At 73.0% G+C, this 17,598-nt stretch carries 13 protein-coding genes and 1 pseudogene; 9 read left to right on the top strand and 5 right to left on the bottom strand.

What is annotated here, in order from left to right:
* Positions 1–43: 43 nt before the first annotated feature.
* The 3 genes from ACZ47G_RS04930 to ACZ47G_RS04920 all read left to right on the top strand — a co-directional run bounded on the left by ACZ47G_RS04930 (position 44) and on the right by ACZ47G_RS04920 (position 3,247).
* Positions 44–1,033: a DUF5937 family protein gene (locus ACZ47G_RS04930; RefSeq protein WP_465740051.1), complete on the top strand. Its 990-nt coding sequence runs from the start codon at positions 44–46 to the stop codon at positions 1,031–1,033.
* 103 nt (positions 1,034–1,136) lie between these two features.
* Positions 1,137–2,105: a D-2-hydroxyacid dehydrogenase family protein gene (locus ACZ47G_RS04925; RefSeq protein WP_465740050.1), complete on the top strand. Its 969-nt coding sequence runs from the start codon at positions 1,137–1,139 to the stop codon at positions 2,103–2,105.
* 242 nt (positions 2,106–2,347) lie between these two features.
* A complete protein-coding gene (locus ACZ47G_RS04920; RefSeq protein ID WP_465740049.1) occupies positions 2,348–3,247 on the top strand; it encodes a hypothetical protein in 900 nt (299 codons plus the stop codon).
* Between the two features lie 43 nt (positions 3,248–3,290).
* Here ACZ47G_RS04920 and ACZ47G_RS04915 read toward each other — a convergent pair whose 3' ends face one another.
* Complete coding sequence (locus ACZ47G_RS04915; RefSeq protein WP_465740048.1) at positions 3,291–4,883, bottom strand: M4 family metallopeptidase; 1,593 nt, start codon at positions 4,881–4,883, stop codon at positions 3,291–3,293.
* 252 nt (positions 4,884–5,135) lie between these two features.
* On the opposite strand from ACZ47G_RS04915, the gene ACZ47G_RS04910 reads away from it, so the two are divergent.
* The gene (locus tag ACZ47G_RS04910; RefSeq protein WP_465740047.1) at positions 5,136–6,464 is read left to right on the top strand and encodes a hypothetical protein; all 1,329 of its coding nucleotides are present in this window, start codon (positions 5,136–5,138) and stop codon (positions 6,462–6,464) included.
* Positions 6,465–6,866: 402 nt separating this feature from the next.
* A complete protein-coding gene (locus tag ACZ47G_RS04905) occupies positions 6,867–7,346 on the top strand; it encodes a hypothetical protein (RefSeq protein WP_465740046.1) in 480 nt (159 codons plus the stop codon).
* 169 nt (positions 7,347–7,515) lie between these two features.
* On the opposite strand, the gene ACZ47G_RS04900 is transcribed toward ACZ47G_RS04905, so the two are convergent.
* Positions 7,516–9,651 carry an AMP-binding protein gene (locus tag ACZ47G_RS04900; RefSeq protein ID WP_465740045.1) on the bottom strand — a complete coding sequence of 712 codons (2,136 nt, stop codon included), beginning with the start codon at positions 9,649–9,651 and terminating at the stop codon, positions 7,516–7,518.
* A gap of 273 nt (positions 9,652–9,924) precedes the next feature.
* On the opposite strand from ACZ47G_RS04900, the gene ACZ47G_RS04895 reads away from it, so the two are divergent.
* From ACZ47G_RS04895 to efeU, 4 genes are all read left to right on the top strand, one after another.
* Positions 9,925–10,764: an ABC transporter ATP-binding protein gene (locus ACZ47G_RS04895; RefSeq protein ID WP_465740044.1), complete on the top strand. Its 840-nt coding sequence runs from the start codon at positions 9,925–9,927 to the stop codon at positions 10,762–10,764.
* 141 nt (positions 10,765–10,905) lie between these two features.
* Entirely contained in the window at positions 10,906–12,054 is a 1,149-nt protein-coding gene (gene efeO / locus ACZ47G_RS04890; protein ID WP_465740043.1) for an iron uptake system protein EfeO, read from the top strand.
* A 74-nt stretch (positions 12,055–12,128) separates the two neighbouring features.
* Positions 12,129–13,439: an iron uptake transporter deferrochelatase/peroxidase subunit gene (efeB, locus tag ACZ47G_RS04885; RefSeq protein WP_465740042.1), complete on the top strand. Its 1,311-nt coding sequence runs from the start codon at positions 12,129–12,131 to the stop codon at positions 13,437–13,439.
* 34 nt (positions 13,440–13,473) lie between these two features.
* On the top strand, positions 13,474–14,322 hold the full coding sequence (gene efeU / locus ACZ47G_RS04880) for an iron uptake transporter permease EfeU (protein WP_465740041.1): 849 nt from the start codon (positions 13,474–13,476) through the stop codon (positions 14,320–14,322).
* Between the two features lie 79 nt (positions 14,323–14,401).
* Here the strand turns inward: efeU and ACZ47G_RS04875 are convergent, their stop codons facing one another.
* The 3 genes and pseudogenes from ACZ47G_RS04875 to ACZ47G_RS04865 form a co-directional block, all read right to left on the bottom strand.
* Positions 14,402–14,590 carry a hypothetical protein gene (locus tag ACZ47G_RS04875; RefSeq protein ID WP_465740040.1) on the bottom strand — a complete coding sequence of 63 codons (189 nt, stop codon included), beginning with the start codon at positions 14,588–14,590 and terminating at the stop codon, positions 14,402–14,404.
* A 289-nt stretch (positions 14,591–14,879) separates the two neighbouring features.
* Positions 14,880–17,444, bottom strand: a complete 2,565-nt coding sequence (locus ACZ47G_RS04870; protein WP_465740039.1) for an ABC transporter permease — start codon at positions 17,442–17,444, stop codon at positions 14,880–14,882.
* A 59-nt stretch (positions 17,445–17,503) separates the two neighbouring features.
* Positions 17,504–17,598: pseudogene (locus ACZ47G_RS04865) on the bottom strand (ABC transporter ATP-binding protein); the annotation flags it as partial.

Genomic DNA, 17,598 nt, shown 5'->3' with positions numbered 1-17,598 from the left:
ATCGCCACTGATTCGGACATGTGTGAATCCACGGGGGTGGGCGTTGGCGGAACTGCTGGTCACGGCGGGCGACCTGGCACGGATGCGGTTCGCGGTCGCACCGATGTGGGAGGTCGGGCCGAGCCTGCGCCTGCTGCGCTCCGGGCTGCCGCACGCCGTTCACGGGCCCTGGGCGGAGCAGGTGTGGCCCCGGCTGGCGACGCTCGGCCCGGCGGTGTCCGGGCTGCTCGCCGAAGTGGTGCCGCCGAGCGGCTACGTGCCCGACTTCATCAACCCGGCCCCGGCCGGCCCCGCCCCCACCCTCGCCGGGGAACTCGCCGCGATCCGGGCCACCCCCGCCGGGCAGGTCCGGCGCGACCTGGACCGGCTGGCCGCGGACCAGGGCGCCCTCGGCCCCCGGCTGCGGGCCCTGTACGCCGACCCCCGGGCCGGGCTGGCGCGGCTCGCCGAGGCCGTCGAGGCGTACTGGGAGCTGGCCCTCGCGCCGTACTGGGCGCGGATCCGCGCGGTGCTCGACGCCGACGTGCTGCACCGGGCCCGGCAGGCCGCCGAACACGGCGCCGAGCGGGTGCTGAACGACCTGCACGCCGAACTGCGCTGGACGGACGGCGCCCTGCGGCTGAGCCGTCGCTCCCGCCCGCTACCGCACGGCACCGCCGGGCCGGGCCTGCTGCTGATCCCGTCCGCCTTCACCGGCCCCGCCCTCTACACCCGGCTCGCCCCGCCGGACCCGCCGCAACTCGCCTACCCGGCCCGGGGGATCGGCGGCCTCTGGACGGCGCCGGCCCCCTCACCCGGCACCCGGGCGCTCGCGGCGGTGCTCGGCCGCTCCCGCGCCCTGCTGCTCGCCGAACTCGCCGCCCCGGCCTCGACCGGCGAACTGGCTCGGCGCACCGGACTGTCCCCCTCGGCCGTCTCCCAGTACCTGACGGCCCTGCGGGACGCCCGGCTGGTCAGCGCCCACCGCGCCGGCCGCTGGGTGTTGTACGCCCGGACGGCCACCGCCGAGGCGCTGCTGAACCCGGACGGCTGAAGGCCCCGCCCCGCTCACGGACCCTCGTCCGGACCCTCGTCCGGACCGGCAACCGCCACGGGCCCGGCCCACCCGGGTCGCCCCCGTCTGGGAAGCTGCGGGCATGACGTTTCCGATGCTTCGCTGCGCCGTCCTGGACGACTTCCAGGGCGTCGCCACCAGCTCCGCCGACTGGTCCCCGGTGGCCGACCGGGTGGAGGTGACGGCCTTCCGCGAGCACCACGGCTCGGAGGAGGAACTGGCCGCCGCCCTCGCCGGGTTCGACATCGTGGTCACCCTGCGCGAGCGGGTGCCGTTCCCCGCCACGCTGTTCGCCCGGCTGCCGCGGCTCAAGCTGCTGATCGCCTCCGGGATGCGCAACTCGGTGATCGACCACGAGGCCGCCGCGGCGCACGGCGTCACGGTCTGCGGCACGGCCAGCTCCGGCACCCCGCCGGTCGAGCTGACCTGGGCGCTGCTGCTCGGCCTGGCCCGCGGCATCGTCCAGGAGAACACCGCGCTGCGCGAGGGCGGCCCCTGGCAGAGCACCGTCGGGGCCGACCTGCACGGACGGACGCTCGGGCTGCTCGGCCTCGGACGGATCGGCGGCGCGGTGGCCCGGGTGGGGCTCGCCTTCGGCATGGACGTGCTCGCCTGGAGCCGCAGCCTGACCGACGAACGGGCGGCCGAGGCGGGGGTGCGCCGGGCCGGGACGAAGGAGCAACTGCTCGGGGAGAGCGACTTCGTCTCGATCCACCTGGCGTCCGACGCGGGCACCCGCGGGCTGATCGGCGCCGCCGAACTCGCCCTGATGAAGCCCGAGGCCTACCTGGTCAACACCTCCCGGGCGGCGATCGTCGACCAGGACGCGCTGCTCGCCGCGCTCACCGGCGGCCGGATCGCGGGCGCCGCCGTGGACGTCTTCGACACCGAGCCGCTACCCGCCGGCCACCCGCTGCGCAGCGCCCCCCGGCTGCTGGCCACCCCGCACCTGGGCTACGTCTCGCAGGACAACTACCGGCGGTACTTCGGCGAGGCGGTGGAGGACATCGTGGCCTTCCTGGCGGGTGAGCCGATCCGCCGTCTGGGCTGACGCCCGCGCCCGGCCGGGGCCGCCGGTCGCATACTGACCGCATGACTCGCGGAGACGGATGCGGAGACGGGCGCGGAGACGGAGCCGGAGACCAGGCCGGGGCCGGCGACGGTGGCCGGGGCGCGGGCCGGCGCGGGGTGCTGCGGGCGGGGGCGGCGGCGGTGCTGCTGGGGGTGGCCGGGTGTTCCAGCGGGGCCAAGCCCGGTGCGGCCGTGACGGGTTCGGGTTCTTCCCGGAGTCCGGTGCCGACCGCCACGCCCACCGAAGCCCCGACGCCAACCTCGACGCCGACGCCGACCCCGACACCGACGCCGCTGCCCAATCCGCCGCTCTGGCAGCCCGGCCCCGGCGAGATCCAGCCCGACGTCAAGCGCCGCGCCGTCGAGCTGGTCGCCGCGCTCGGCGCCTGGCCGCCCGGCGGGCAGGGCGCGGAGGCGGCCCGGGCCCGGGTGGCGGCGCTGGGCCTGCCGCCCGGGCTGGCGGACCAGGCGGGCCGGCTCGCCCCGGCGGCGTCGGAGGCGAGCCTGGAGGTGATCGACGCCCAGTACGGCGGGATCCTCGCCGACTCGGCGAGCGTGCTGGTGGTCTGCCGCCAGTGGACCAGGCAGCCGGACGGCTCGGTGGCCTCGGGCGGCATCACGGTGGACGTCCGGCTGAGCCGGGCCGAGCCGCGCTGGGCCGTCACCGCGGTGCACCCGGGGGACCCTGGCGCGGCCGCCGCCTCGCCCGCCCCGGCGGTGGCCAGGGTGCTGGCCGAGCCGAGGATCGAGCTGCCGCCCGAGGCGGCGGCCGACCTGCGCAGCGGCACCGTCCACGACACCGTGCTGACGGCGATGCTGCGGCTGGCCGGCCCGTACGCGCTGTCGGTGAGCGTGGTGCGCAGCGGCCACCCCCTGGACGTCTTCGGGACGACCCGGCCCAGCGATCATCCGCTGGGCCGGGCCTTCGACGTGTGGCGGATCGACGGCCGGGCGGTGGTGGACCCGGCCACGCCCCGGCAGCTGATCGAGTCCTTCATGCGGGACGCGGCGGCGGCCGGTTCGTACAACGTGGGCGGGCCGGTGGCGATCGCGGGCATCGGCAACCGGTTCTTCACCGACGACACCCACCACGACCACGTCCACGTCGGGTTCTCCAGCTGATCCGCTGGCCGGTACGGCCAGGTCCTCTCCGGCCGGACAGGGCCTAGTTGACGCTGACGGCGCTCCACGCGGCGGCGACCGCGTTGTACTCGGTGCTGCCGGCGCCGTAGAGGTCGCGGGCGGCGTTGAGGGAGGCGGCGCGGGCGCCCTTGTAGTTGGTGGTGGAGGTCATGTAGACGGTCAGCGCGCGGTACCAGATCTTGGCGACCTTCTGGTTGCCGATGCCGCTGACGGTGGACTTGTTGCAGGTGGGGCTGTTGTAGGTGACGCCGTTGACGGTCTTGCTGCCGCTGCCCTCGCTGGCGAGGTAGAACCAGTGGTTGCCGACGCCGGAGGAGTTGTGGACGTCGAGCCTGCCGACCGAGCTGCTCCAGCAGTCGGCCGAACTGCCGTCCAGGGAGGGCTTGTCGAAGCGGCGCAGCCACGGCGGGGTGGACTGGTCGCTGAACAGGTAGTCGCCGGTGTCGATCTTGTTGTTGGCGTACCACTCCACCATGGTGCCGAAGATGTCGCTGGTGGACTCGTTGAGGCCGCCGGACTCGCCGCTGTAGCGGAGGTTGGCGGTGGCGCTGGTGACGCCGTGGGTCATCTCGTGGCCCATGGTGTCGAGGTCGACCTGCTCGGGGTCGGTGCTGCCGTTGCCGTCGCCGGTCATCATGCAGAAGCAGCTGTCGGACCACTGGGCGTTGTCCCAGTTGGTGCCGACGTGGACGAAGACGGTCGCGCCCTTGCCGTCGTTCTTGATGCCGTTCCGGCCGTGCACGTTCTTGTAGTAGTCGTACGTCCAGGCGGTGTTGGCGTGGGCGTCGACGGCGGCGGTGGCCCGGTCGGTGGAGAACTTCCTGCCGTCGCCCCACACGTTGGTGGTGCTGGTGAACGGGGTGCCGGAGGTGGCCTTGACCGAGCTCGCGGAGAGGTTGCCGGCGTCCTTGGTGACGTGGCCGCGGACCGGGTCGGTGAGAGTGTAGCCGCCGTTGGCCGGGGTGGTGTCGACGGTGACCTGGCCGGTGTACTCGGAGTTCCCGGTGCCGGCGGCCTGGTGCTCGGCGTCGTAGGACTCGATCTGCTCGCCGGTGGTGGCGTCGGTGACGACCACCTTGCCGGCCGGCTGGCCGTGCTCGCCGGTGCCCTCGACGACGGTGCGCCAGGCCAGGCGGGGGGTGCCGTCGGCGGCCCAGACGACCAGTTCGGGGGTGCTGACGGCGTCCCGCACGCCGGGGGCGGCGGAGAGCGCGTTCGCGGCGCCGGACTGGGCGGGCACCTTGGGGGTGGTGGACTTCACGGCGGCGTCGTGGGCGGCCGCCCGGGAGGTGTCCTTGAGCCTGCCGCGGGCGTCCTGGTGGACGACCAGGTCGCCGCCGACCACCGGGAGGCCCTGGTAGGTGCGGTCGAAGCGGACGTGGGAGGCGCCGTCGGCGTCGAGGACGACGTCCTTGAGGACGAGGTCCTGGCCCGCGCCGTAGCCGAACACCCCGGAGTTGTGGGTGACGTTGGCGCGGGCCTCGGCTATCGCCGCCTCGCGGGTGGCGGGTGCGGCGGAGGCCGTGGTGGCGGGGACGGCCACGGCGGCGAGGGCGGCGACGACGGCTATCGCCCCGGCCGTGCGGACACGACGGGAGGGGGAGGTGGGGCTCAAGTCTGGCTCCAGTGGGGGGTAGCTGCAGGGAAAGGGGCTGCAAAGAGCTGCGACCGAGATTGACGGCGATCAGTCAGATTGAGCTAGAGGAAAGGTCATAACTTTGCCAAGTTGTGTCCTTGTCAGGTCAAAAATGATCGGAACTTAACAAGCCGTCCACACCGCCGTCGTGACCGCCGAGTACCGCCGAGTACCGCCGACTACCGCGCGCGCGGTGCCTATCGGCGCTCCGACGCCCTAAGCTCTCGCCCCGTGGACGGATGGGTGGGGGCCTGGACCGGCGGGCGGGCGGCGGTGCACGTCGGGAACGTCGCGGACTTCAACGCGCAGTTCTTCGCGCCCGGGATGGACGCCGCGCAGCGCCTGCGGCGGCTGCGCCAGGCGCACCACTACGGCTGCCTGGCCGTCGGGTACAGCCCGGAGCCGGCGGTGCTGGTGCTGCCCGCCGAGGTCGACCGGGAGTGGACCGACTGGCTGGCCCGGGAGTTGAGCTGGGGACCGGTCGAGGTGCACAGCGGAGTGGCGCCCGACCGGACGCTCGCCGAAGCGCTCGCCGCGCGACCGGCGCTGGCCGCGTCGATCGCCGACTCCGGTCGTCCGGTGGTCAGTTGGGGCCGTACGCCGGCCCAGGGCGAGGGGCCCGGGCTGGCCGCCGTCCACCGCTACGAGTCCAAGGCCGCCGCGCACGGGCTGTTCGCGGAGCTCGCGCCCGCACACCCCGGAATCGTGCTGCCGGAGCAGGAACGCCCGGGCGGTCGCCGCCGGGCCGCCCGCAGGCTGACCGTCCGCGCCGCCCGCGGCCTGACCACCGTGCTGAAGAGCCCGCACGGCGTCGGTGGCTACGGCACCGTCGTGGTCGAGCCCGCCGAACTGTTCGCCGCCGGTGGCGGGGGCGCCCTGCTGCGCCACCTGGTGCGCTCCGAAATCCTGCCGCCGGACGGCGAGTTGCTGTTGGAGGAGTACGTGGACCCGGGCCCGGTCGCCCGGCTGCGCGACCTCACCTACGACGCCGTCATCGGCCCGGACGGCGCCGTGCACCCGGTCGGGGCGGGCGTGATGGAGGTGGCCGGAACCCGCTACCAGGGCGTCACCGTCGGACCCGGTACGGTGCCGCGGGCCGCCGCCGAGGCGGCCCGCGGCTTCGCCCTCGCGGTGGGCGAGCGGCTGGCCGCCGACGGCTACCGCGGCTGGTACGACGTCGACTTCGTCACCGACCGGCAGCGCCGGCTCGCCCCCACCGAGATCAACCTGCGGCTCACCGGCCCCGCCATCGCCTTCGTGCTGCGCGAGCGCCTCGACCAGGTGCGCGGCCCGGGCCACCTGGTCCGCACCATGGACGCGATGCCGCTCGGCGCCCGGCTCGCCCCCGAGGCGCTGCACGACCACCTGGAGCGGCTGCGCCCGCGCTGCGCCCGGCTCGGCGTCACCCTGCTGCCGCTGATCCCGACCGCCGGCCACGACCCCGAGCCCGCCGTCGGCCTGGCCCTGGCCGGGCCGGACGCCGAGGCGCTGGACGCCGCGCAGGCGCTGGTCGAGGCGGCCAACCACGCGCTGACCGGGATGTTCGAGGCGCTGTGCTGAGCGGGGCTGAGCCGAGCTGGGCCGAGCCGAGCCGAGCTGGGCCGAGCCGAGCTGAGTCGAGCCGAGCTGAGCCGAGCTGGGCTGAGCCGAGCTGAGTGACCGTTGAGCAAACGCCAAAGTGGTCAGGATTGTTCAACTCAGTTCATTCGCAGGATAGTTGTTGTGATCACACCACTCCGGCCCGGAAGCTGCCGCCCATCCGGGTCCGCGTCGATCGCCCCCGGGCTCCCCGTGCTCGCCGAGGCCGGCCGGGCCGGTCGCGAGCATCTCCTGACCTACGGGTTCGGGTGTCCGCTCCGGCCCACGACCCGCCCGGACCGCGGACTGTCATCGATTGATGACCCATTGTGATCAACTGGCGCCGAGTTCGGGCACCCGGCCCGACGCGTCCCAGGAGGATCCATGCAACGAGCCGTCACCGCCAAGCGCACCGTCGCCCTGACATTGGCCGGCCTGGTGGCCGGTACGGTCGGCGCGCTCAGCGCGCCCGCCCTCGCGAACAACGCCCCGGCGAAGCGGACGGCCCCCGTCCAGGCACTCACCGTGGACTTCTCGGGCAACCCTCAGACGGACAGTGCCGTGTTCGGCAACACCGGGAAGGTCATGGACACCAGCGGTAACAACATCGGTACCGCCTACACCATCTGCTCCACCGACGCGACCACCTCCGACCAGGCGTTCTGCACTGGCGAGGTCCGGATCAAAAACCAGGGCGAGATCGGGTTCAGCGCAGTCCTGCCGACCAAACCCAACGTCAGCGCACCTGACGAGAACGGTTTCACCGGTGTGGTCACCGGCGGCACCCGCAACTTCGAGGGCATCACCGGCGAGGCTCGCTTCACGCCGAAGACCCCCGGCGTCTTCGATCTGAACTTCGCCTGACCCACCCCAAAGGGGAGCCGCCGAACCACGACGGCTCCCCACCCACCCGTCGCCGGCCCGCGACGGTGACTGATCACGCTCCCCGACGCACCCACGGCCCCCGATCCAGCCCGTTCGATTCCCGACCTGGACAAACGCACGATCCAGGTTCAGGCACGGGTACTGAGCCCTACCGCTTCGTCTTCGGCTTGCTCAGCAGGAAGGTCACGACGATCACCGCGGCCAGCATCAGCGGAACGTTGAACACGTAGACCATCGTCGTCTCGCGCGGCCAGTCGGTGGCCGCGGTCAGCCGATAGAGGTTGTCCTGCAGCCACCAGTTGGCGAGCAGCCAGAACACCGAAAGGTGGGTGAGCAGCGACAGCCGGAGCGAGCGGCCCTGGCGCAGCACCGAGGGGAGGCCGAGGAGCAGGAAGGCCAGCCCGCCCCCGAACGCGGCGCACTCGCAGAAGTAGAGGAGCCCGAACCAGAAGTGGTACGTGCCGGGCACTCCCGAGAGGTCCGTGGAGCCGGGGAAGAAGTCGTCGGTGAGGGCTCGGCTGAGGACGGTGGCGACCACCGTGATGAACAGCGCCAGGCAGCCCGTCGCCTCCTTGCCGTTCGCCCCGCCCCCGGCCTTGCCGCCGCCCTTCCGGCTGCCGCCCTTCCTGCTGCCGCCGGACTTGGCCGAGCGCGGCGCGGTGTGCGCGGGCGGGGCCGGCAGCGGCAGCGCGGCGCGGTCCAGCTTTCCGGCGCGGGTGCGCGGCAGGTCCGGGACGCAGATCACGGCGGCGGGCGCGGAGAAGCCCTTGAGCTCCGCCAGCAGGTACTGGGTGAGCGACCAGCCGTCCACCCCCTCCGAAGCTCCCTCCGGCGCCCCCTCTGAAGCTCCCTCCGGCGCCCCCTGCGCGGGAACCGCGTAGCCGACCAGCAGTCGCCGCCCCGGTGCGGGCTGCACCTCGACCACGGCGGCCTCCCGCACGGCCGGGTGGGCGCGCAGCGCGCCCTCGGCGCGGGCCGCCGCCTTGACCCGGCTGGTCACCGTGGTGGCCCGGTCCGAGCCGAGCGGGCCGACCACGGTCGCGGCCCGGCCGACGAACTCCAGTACGCCGTCGGCCCGCAGCAGCCCGAGGTCGCCGGTGAGCAGCACCCGCCCGTCCGGGTCGTAGTTCGCCCGGACGAAGCGGCGGGCGGTGTCCGCGGGCCGGTTGAGGTAGCCACGGGTCAGGCCGGAGCCCGCGATCGCGATCTCGCCGACCCGCCCGGGGGCCACCGGGGCGGCGTTCGGGCCCAGCACGTACACCCGGGTGCCGGGGAAAGGTCGGCCGACCAACGAGACCCGCTCCGCGCCCTCGGCGGCGGCCGCGCCGCGCACCTCGAACCAGGTGCTGTCCACGGTGGCCTCGGCCAGGCCGTAGACGTTCAGCACCCGGGTGTCCCCGCCGAGCAGCCGCTGCAGGTCCAACTGCTCGTCCAGGTACCACTTCTCGGCGCCGACGGTGAGCAGCCGCACCCCCGGCATCGCGGCGCCGCTCGCGGTCAGCAGGGCGGTGAGGCGGCGCGCGGTGCGGACGTTCAGCTCCAGGACGGTGATCCGCTCCTCCGTGACCAGCGCGGGCAGGGCGGCGAGGTCGGCGGTGCGGTCCAGGGTGAGGTTGAACGGGGTGACCACCAGCGTGGCGCCGCTGCCCAGCGCCCGCACCCAGTCGGCGGTGAAGACGTCGAACTCCAGGCTCGCCGTCTGCAGGATCCGGTCCTCGGGCGTCAGCCCGTACACCTCGCGCCAACCCGCGTACGCGGCCAGCAGGTTGCGGTGCTCGACCATCGCGCCGACGGGCAGGCCGGTGGAGCCGGAGGTGTAGAAGACGCAGGCGAGGTCGCCGGGGGCGGCCTCGGGCCGCTCGAACTCCACCTCCGGAAGGGGCAGTTCATCGAGACAGAGCAGCCGGGCCCGGCCCGCGTCCGCCAGCCGCACCCGGTGGCGCTCCTCGGTGACCACCAGGTCGGGCGCGGCGTCGGCCAGCACGTGCCGCAGCAGTGCGTCCGGCGCGGTCGGCTCCAGCGGCACGAACGCGGCGCCCGCCTTGAGCACCGCCAGCAGCGCCACGTACACCTCGGTGCCCCGGCCCAGCGCGACCGCCGCCCGGCCGCCGGGCGCCAGCCCGTGCCCGGCCAGTGCGGCGGCCAGCCGGTCCGCCCGGGCGTCCAGTTCGCCGTACGTCAGCTCGGCCTCGCCGCAGCGCACCGCCACCGTCTGCGGCGCCCGGCGGGCCTGCCGCTCGACCAGCCCGTGCAGGCTGTCGGGCCGTTCCTCGTCCGCGACCATCCACACCTCCCCCTCGTCCCCCTCGAAGTCCCCGCGAAGTCCCCCTCGAAAGGCACCATGTTCCTCCCCAACTCCCCTCGCGCAACAGGGTTCTGGAAACTGCCCGGCGCGCGGCACACGCCCTGGGGGAGAGGAGGGGCGGGTCCACCCCTCGGACGGCCGGGCTCCGCTCCCGTCGACGGTTGTACGGTGCACACGGACGATCGGCGCCGGCCGGCCGGTGCGGCGCCCCGCCCGTACCCTGCCCGGTGTAGCGAATGGGAGAGCTGCCCCATGACCACGTCCGACCCGTCCTTCGACGGCCCGCTGCTGCGCACCCAGGACGTGGACGTCGTGCGCGACGGCCGGCACCTGCTGCGCGGGATCACCCTGGAGATCCAGCCCGGCGAGCACTGGGCGCTGCTCGGACCCAACGGCGCGGGCAAGTCCACCCTGCTCGCCCTGCTCGGCGCGGTCTCCCACCCGACCCGGGGCACCGTGGACGTGCTCGGCCGCCGACTGGGCCGGGTCGACATCCGGGAGCTGCGCGCCCACCTCGGGCACGTCAACCCGCGCCACCCGCTGCGCTCGCCGCTGAGCGTGCGCGAGGTGGTGCTCACCGGGTTCACCAACACGATCGAGCCGGAGTGGCACCGCAAGCCCGCCCCCGAGGCGGTGGAGCGGGCCGAGCAGCTGATCGAGACGCTCGGCATGGCAGCGATGGCCGACGCCCCGTGGACCACCCTGTCCCAGGGCGAGCGCGGCCGGGCGCTGATCGCCCGCGCGCTGATGCCCAGCCCCCGCCTGCTGCTGCTCGACGAGCCCGCCACCGGGCTCGACCTCACCGCCCGTGAGCTGCTGCTGGACAGCCTGGACCTGCTGCGCCACCAGCACCCGGAGCTGGCGAGCGTGCTGGTCACCCACCACCTGGAGGAGCTGCCGGAGAGCACCACCCACGCCCTGCTGCTGCGCGAGGGCGAGTGCCTGGCGGCCGGGCCGGTGGACGAGGTGATGACCACCGAGCTGATCAGCGACACCTTCGGCCACCCGATCCGGATCAGCCGCCACGAGGGCCGCTGGACGGCCCGCGCGGCGACCCGTCGGGTGCCGGGGGAGCGGCGGCCGGGGAGGTAACGGTTCGGGCGGGGCAGGGGGCCGGGTATCGACGGTAAAGACTTCTTACGTAAGGTATGCCTTAGCTAAACAGGAGGCACCGGCCCGGCCGGTGCTTTACCCGGCCTTGGCACCCCCATGCCCTTTTCCGTTGGAGCCCCCATGCCCGCCCGTCGTCGTTCCACCGCAGCCGCGCTGCTCAGCCTCGCCGTGGCGACCGCCGCCCTGGCCGGCTGCGCGTCGAAGAAGGACGACAAGGCGGGCGGCTCGGACGCGGTGAAGATCAACGCCACCGACACCGCCTGCGAGGTCTCCAGGACCAGCTTCCCGGCCGGTCACGTGGTGCTGGACATCAGCAACAAGGGCTCCAAGACCACCGAGGTCTACGTCTACGCCGCCGGCGACAAGATCGTCACCGAGCGGGAGAACATCGGCCCCGGCACCAAGGCCGGCATCAACGCCGAGATCAAGGCCGGCTCGTACGAGATCGCCTGCAAGCCCGGCATGGTCGGCGACGGCATCCGCCAGAAGATCACGGTCACCGGCGAGGGCGGCAGCACCGCCCCGGCCGACCCGCGCCTGGCCGCCGCCGTGGACTCCTACCGCACGTACGCCCAGGAGCAGGCCGACCTCGCCGTCCCGGCCGTCGAGGCCTTCGCCGCCGCGATCAAGGCCGGCGACGTCGAGAAGGCCAAGTCGCTGTACGCGCCCTCGCGCACCGGCTGGGAGCGTACCGAGCCGGTCGCCGAGAGCTTCGGGGACGTCGACCCCAAGACCGACACCCGCGAGGACAAGCTGGAGCAGGGCCAGGCCTGGACCGGCTGGCACCGCCTGGAGAAGGCGCTCTGGGCCGACGCGAAGATCGGCGACGAGGAGAAGACCCTCGCCGACCAGCTGGTCGCCGACCTCAAGGACTGGCAGAAGAAGATCCCCGCGGCGGAGATCACCGCGACCAGCATGGCCAACGGCGCCAAGGAGCTGCTGGACGAGGTCGCCACCAACAAGATCACCGGCGAGGAGGACCGCTACAGCCACACCGACCTGGCGGACTTCCAGGCCAACGTCGAGGGCGCCCGGAAGGCCTACGAGCTGCTGAAGCCGGTCGCCGCCGAGAAGGACCCGGAGCTGGCCAAGACCCTGGACTCCGAGTTCACCGCCATCACCGCCCTGCTCGCCAAGTACAAGCAGGCCGACGGCACCTTCACGCCGTACGACAAGGTCACCGAGGCCGAGCGCAAGACCTTCTCCGACGCGGTCAACTCGCTGGGCGAGCCGCTGTCGAGGCTGGCCGCCGCCGTGGTCGTCAAGTAGCCGTTCGGCACCGGCAGTTCAGCAGTTTCAGCAGTTCCAGTAGTTCAGTGAGAGTGAGAAGGGCCCGCCCGCCGATGGACGCCGAGAACGAGCAGCAGAACGGCACCCCGGCCGCTGCCACCCCCGCCACCGCCAACCCGGGCGCGGTCAGCCGCCGCGCCGTCATCGGCTGGGCCGGTGCGGGCGTCGCACTCGGCGCCGCCGCGGTCGGCTCGGTGGCCGCGGCCGTCCGGCAGGACGACGACCCGGCCCCGGCGGCGAGCGCGACGGCCGCCGGGGAGGTGCCCTTCTACGGGGAGCACCAGTCCGGGATCGCCACCCCGGTCCAGGACCGGCTGCACTTCGCGGCCTTCGACGTCTCCGAGAAGGCCACCCGGGAGTCCCTGGTCAAGCTGCTCAAGGAGTGGACCAAGGCGGCCGCCGCGATGACCGGCGGCCGTGAGGTCGGCACCGGCGCCGTTCCCGGCTCGGCGGAGGCCCCGCCGGACGACACCGGCGAGGCGCTCGGCCTGCCCGCCTCCCGGCTCACCCTCACCATCGGCTTCGGGCCCAGCCTGTTCGAGAAGGACGGCATCGACCGCTTCGGCATCAAGGCCCAGCGCCCGGACGCCCTGGTCGAACTGCCCCCCTTCAAGGGCGACAAGCTCGACCCGCTGCGCAGCGGCGGCGACCTCTGCGTCCAGGCCTGCGCCGACGACCCGCAGGTCGCCGTGCACGCGATCCGCAACCTGGCCCGGATCGGCATGGGCACCGTCAACATCCGCTGGTCCCAGCTCGGCTTCGGCAAGACCTCCTCGACCACCCCGGACGAGCAGACCCCGCGCAACCTGATGGGTTTCAAGGACGGCACCCACAACATCGCGGGCACCGACGCCACCAACCTGGCCCAGCACGTCTGGGCCGGCCCCGGCGACGGCCCGGAGTGGATGACCGGCGGCTCCTACCTGGTCGCCCGCCGCATCCGGATGCACATCGAGACCTGGGACCGCGCCTCGCTCAAGGACCAGGAGGACACCTTCGGCCGCACCAAGGGCGAGGGCGCCCCGTACGGCCGCGCCAAGGAGCACGACGCCCCCGACCTCAAGGCGATGCCCGCGACCTCGCACGTCGCCCTGGCCCACCCGGACGCCAACAGCGGCCTGATGATCCTGCGCCGCGGCTTCTCCTTCACCGACGGCACCGACGGCCTCGGCCGTCTGGACGCCGGGCTGTTCTTCCTCGCCTACCAGCGCGACACCCGCAAGGCCTTCGTGCCGCTGCAGCAGCGGCTCGCGGCCTCCGACAAGCTCAACGAGTACATCCAGCACGTCGGCTCCGCCCACTTCGCCTGTCCGGCGGGCGTGCGCAAGCCGGGGGAGTGGTGGGGCCAATCGCTCTTCGGCTGATCCCCCGCCCCGTTCGAACCCCGAGGAGAGTGCCGTGTTCGGCAACTACCTGATAGGCCTGCGCGAAGGCCTCGAAGCCAGCCTGGTCGTCTGCATCCTGATCGCCTACCTGGTCAAGACCGACCGCCGGGACAAGCTGCCGCCGGTGTGGCTGGGCGTCAGCGCGGCCGTGGTGCTCTCCATGGTGTTCGGCGCGGTGCTGCAGTTCGGTTCCTCGCAGCTCACCTTCGAGGCCCAGGAGGCGCTCGGCGGCTCGCTGTCGATCATCTCGGTCGGGCTGGTGACCTGGATGGTGTTCTGGATGCGCCGCACCGCCCGGCACCTGAAGACCGAGCTGCACGGCAAGCTGGACGCGGCGATCGCGATGGGCACCACGGCCCTGGTGGTCACCTCCTTCCTGGCGGTCGGCCGCGAGGGCCTGGAGACCGCGCTGTTCATCTGGTCGGCGGTGCAGGCCACCGACGACGGCTGGAACCCGCTGATCGGCGCCGCCCTCGGCCTGCTCACCTCGGTGGTGCTCGGCTGGCTGTTCTACCGCGGCGCGCTGAAGATCAACCTGGCGAGGTTCTTCTCCTGGACCGGCGCGATGCTGGTCGTGGTCGCGGCAGGCGTGCTCGCCTACGGTGTGCACGACCTCCAGGAGGCCGGCTGGCTGCCCGGCCTGCACAGCGTGGCCTTCGACATCTCCAGCACCATCCCCAAGGACAGCTGGTACGGCACCCTGCTGAAGGGCGTGTTCAACTTCCAGCCGGACCCGACGGTGCTGCAGCTGGTGATCTGGCTGGCCTACCTGCTGCCCACGCTGGCCGTGTTCTTCAACCTGTTCGGGAACTCCGGGAACAAGGCCGGGGCGAAGCCCGTCGCCGCCAAGCCGGCCGCCTGACCCGGTAGTTCACTACACAGCTCACCGCACCGCCCCGCCCGGCCACCCCGCCGGGCGGGGCGGTGTCGTTCCCGACGCCCTAGAACACGTGGGCCTTGGCCAGGAAGAAGAACACCATCAGCAGCGCGATCCCGGCCGCCACCCACGGGCCGGCCGCGAGCCGCTGGTGGAACCCGGACGCGCCGTGGGCGCTCCCCAGGTGCGACTCGGCGGTGTCGCGGGCACTCCAGGACACCCGCCGCTGGTAGTCGCAGCTGTCGCACTCCACATAGCGTTCGTCGTTCCCGCGCGTGACGATCTTCGCCGTGTGCGTGTACCCGCTCGAGTCCGTCCCGGTGATCCAGCTCGAAATCACGACCCACCCCCGTGGTGTGACGTTGTGTCAGCTTGCACCGATCCTTGCACGCACCACCGACAAGCCGCCACCGATCGGCACCGATCGCCCAGGATCGCCCGGGATCGCCCTGGACCGGCACCGGTTCCCGGCACGGGAGGAACGACGGAGCCCCGGACGGTCGGACCGTCCGGGGCTCCAGGGGTGACGCGGGGCGGGCGGGCTACTCGCTCTTGATCGCGCCCAGGATGTCCAGCTTCGCCGCCTTGTGGGCCGGCCAGAGCGCGGCCAGCAGGCCGATCACGGCGGCCGCGAGCAGGAAGCAGGCGATCTGCACCGGCGGCACCACGGTGCTGATGCCCTTGAGGTCGTCCGCCAGCGTCCGGATCGCCGCCCAGGCGGTCAGGATGCCCAGGCCGATCCCGACCAGCCCGCCGAACAGCGCGATCAGCAGCGACTCCAGCCGGACCATCCGGCGGATGCCGAGCCGGTCCAGGCCGATCGCCCGCAGCATGCCGATCTCCCGGCGGCGCTCGAACACCGACATCGCCATGGTGTTGACCACACCGAGCACCGCGATCACCACGGACATGCCGAGCAGCCCGTACATCATGTTCAGCAGGCCGGTGACGGCCTTGCGGCTCTCCGCCTTGATGTCCTTGTCGCCCTTGACCGCGATCAGCGGGTTGCCGCCGGTGGCGTCGCGCAGCGCCTGCTTGAGCTGCTCGGTCGCGCCGTGCTCGCCCTTGACCAGGACCTTGTCCGGGCCGGAGCCGGGCTGGGCGTGCGGGGCGACCACGGCATCCGGGGCGATCACCGGGGCCAGCGCGGTGTTGGCCTCCAAGACGCCGCCGACGGTGAGCGAACCCTTGGTGCCGTCCGGGTAGGTGACGGCGAGGGTGTCGCCGAGCCGGTAGCCGGCGTGCTCGCTGCGGCTGGAACTGACCAGCAGCTTGCCCTGCTTGAGCGCGTCCGCCGAGCCTTCCTTGATCTTGACGGTGGCCAACCGGTCGATGGTCGCCGCGTCCACCGCGGTCAGGTACTCGTCGTCCTCGCCCTGGCCGACGGTGACCCGGAGGCCGCGTTCGACGCTCATCGCGCTGACCCCGGGCGTCTTGGCGATCTGGGTGGCGACCTCATCGGACAGCATCGTGCCGTTCTGCATGGCGACGGTGTAGTCGGCCTTGAGGTCGCTGTCGGTGGAGTCGTCCACGGCCTTGTTCACCGAGGCGCCGATCACGGTCAGCGAGGTGATCAGGGTGACGCCGATGGTCAGCGCCGAGGCGGTGGCGGCGGTGCGGCGCGGGTTGCGCACCGCGTTCTCCTGGGCGAGCTTGCCCGGGGTGCCGTACACGGCGCGCAGCAGCGGGGCGAGCAGTGCGATCAGCGGCCGGGACAGCAGCGGGGTCAGTACGAACACGCCGAGCAGCAGGGCGCCCGCGCCGAGGCCGACCAGCTTGACCTCCTTGCCGCTGATACCGGCGGCCAGTCCGCCCAGTCCGGCGACCGAGAACAGCAGGCCGACGGTGTTGCGGACCACCAGGCTCTTCTGGGTGGCGGGCTGCTCGACGGCGCTCATCGCCGCCACCGGGGCAATCCGGGAGGCCCGGCGGGCGGGCAGCCAGGCGGCCACCAGGGTCACCAGCACGCCGACCGCGAGCGCGATCAGGATGGTGCTGGGGGCGATCACCAGGGGGCCGTCGGGCAGGTTGAGGTCCATCGGGCCGTTGAGCAGCGCCCTGAGTCCGACGGCGATCCCGATGCCGGTCAGCAGGCCGCCGACCGAGGCGGTCAGGCCGACCAGCACGGCCTCGATCTTCACCGAGCGGGTGATCTGCCGACGGGTGGCGCCGACGGCGCGCAGCAGGGCCAGCTCCTTGGTGCGCTGGGCGACCAGCATGGAGAAGGTGTTGGCGATGATGAAGATGCCGACGAACAGGGCGATGGCGGCGAAGCTCAGCAGGAAGGTGTTCAGCATCTTGCTGCCCTGGGCGATCATCCGGTCCTGCGCGGCGGCCAGCTCGCGGCCGGTCCTGGCCTCGATGTTGTCGCCCTGGGGCAGGGCCTGCGTGACGGCGGTGAGCAGCGCGGCGTCGTCGGTGCCGGGTTTGGCCTTGACGTCCAGCGACGCGTAGCGGCCGGGGCTGAGGTAGAGGTCCTGGGCCGTGGCGCCGTCGAAGGCGGCCAGCGAGCCCCCGGCCATCACCCGCGGGTCGTTGGTGTGCAGGGTGCCGGTGAGCTTGAGCTCCATCACCGGGCCGTTGACCGCGACCCGGACGGTGTCGCCGACCTTGAAGCCGCCCTTCTCGGCGGTCCTGGTGTCCAGCGCGATCTCGGTGGCGTCCTTGGGGCCGCGGCCCTGGACCAGCGGGTAGCGCGGGTCGGTGCCGTCGGCGCCCGGCACGTAGTTGGTGCCGGTGGTGGAGAAGCCGTTGCCGATCAGCGCGCCCTTCTTGTCGGCGATGCCGGCGAAGCCGCTGACGACCCCGCGGGCGTCGGCGACGCCGGGCAGGGCGGCGATCTTCTGACGGGCGTCCTCGGTGAGGGCCGGGGCGCCGGCGCTGTGGCTGGTGCCGTGGTCGTAGCCGCGGCCGACGGCCGAGTCGTCGCTGACCGTGACGGCGATGTCGGCGTAGCTCTTGGAGTTCTGGGTCCGGAGGGCCTGGCCCACGGTGTCGGAGAAGACGAGGGTGCCGGCCACGAAGGCGGTGCCGAGCAGGACGGCGAGCATCGTCATCAGCAGTCGGCCCTTGTGGGCCAGTACGTTGCGCAGTGCGGTGCGGAACATGGGGGAGCGTCAGTCCTGGGGGTACTCGGGGATCGGTGGGCTCGGACGTGTGAACGGGCTCAGCTGGTGCGGCCCTTGGCGTCGAAGCGGCGCATGCGGTCCAGGACGGTGTCGGCGGTGGGGTGGTGGAGTTCGTCGACGATGCGGCCGTCGG

Source organism: Kitasatospora sp. NPDC030952 (assembly GCF_055571335.1).
This window is presented reverse-complemented; position numbering and strand designations above follow the sequence as displayed.

Coding starts and splice junctions, on each gene's coding strand:
- ACZ47G_RS04925 (WP_465740050.1), top strand. CDS start 1,137: ATGACGTTTCCGATGCTTCGCTGCGCCGTCCTGGACGACTTCCAGGGC.
- ACZ47G_RS04905 (WP_465740046.1), top strand. CDS start 6,867: ATGCAACGAGCCGTCACCGCCAAGCGCACCGTCGCCCTGACATTGGCC.
- ACZ47G_RS04900 (WP_465740045.1), bottom strand. CDS start 9,651: ATGGTCGCGGACGAGGAACGGCCCGACAGCCTGCACGGGCTGGTCGAG.
- ACZ47G_RS04895 (WP_465740044.1), top strand. CDS start 9,925: ATGACCACGTCCGACCCGTCCTTCGACGGCCCGCTGCTGCGCACCCAG.
- efeO (WP_465740043.1), top strand. CDS start 10,906: ATGCCCGCCCGTCGTCGTTCCACCGCAGCCGCGCTGCTCAGCCTCGCC.
- efeB (WP_465740042.1), top strand. CDS start 12,129: ATGGACGCCGAGAACGAGCAGCAGAACGGCACCCCGGCCGCTGCCACC.
- ACZ47G_RS04870 (WP_465740039.1), bottom strand. CDS start 17,444: ATGTTCCGCACCGCACTGCGCAACGTACTGGCCCACAAGGGCCGACTG.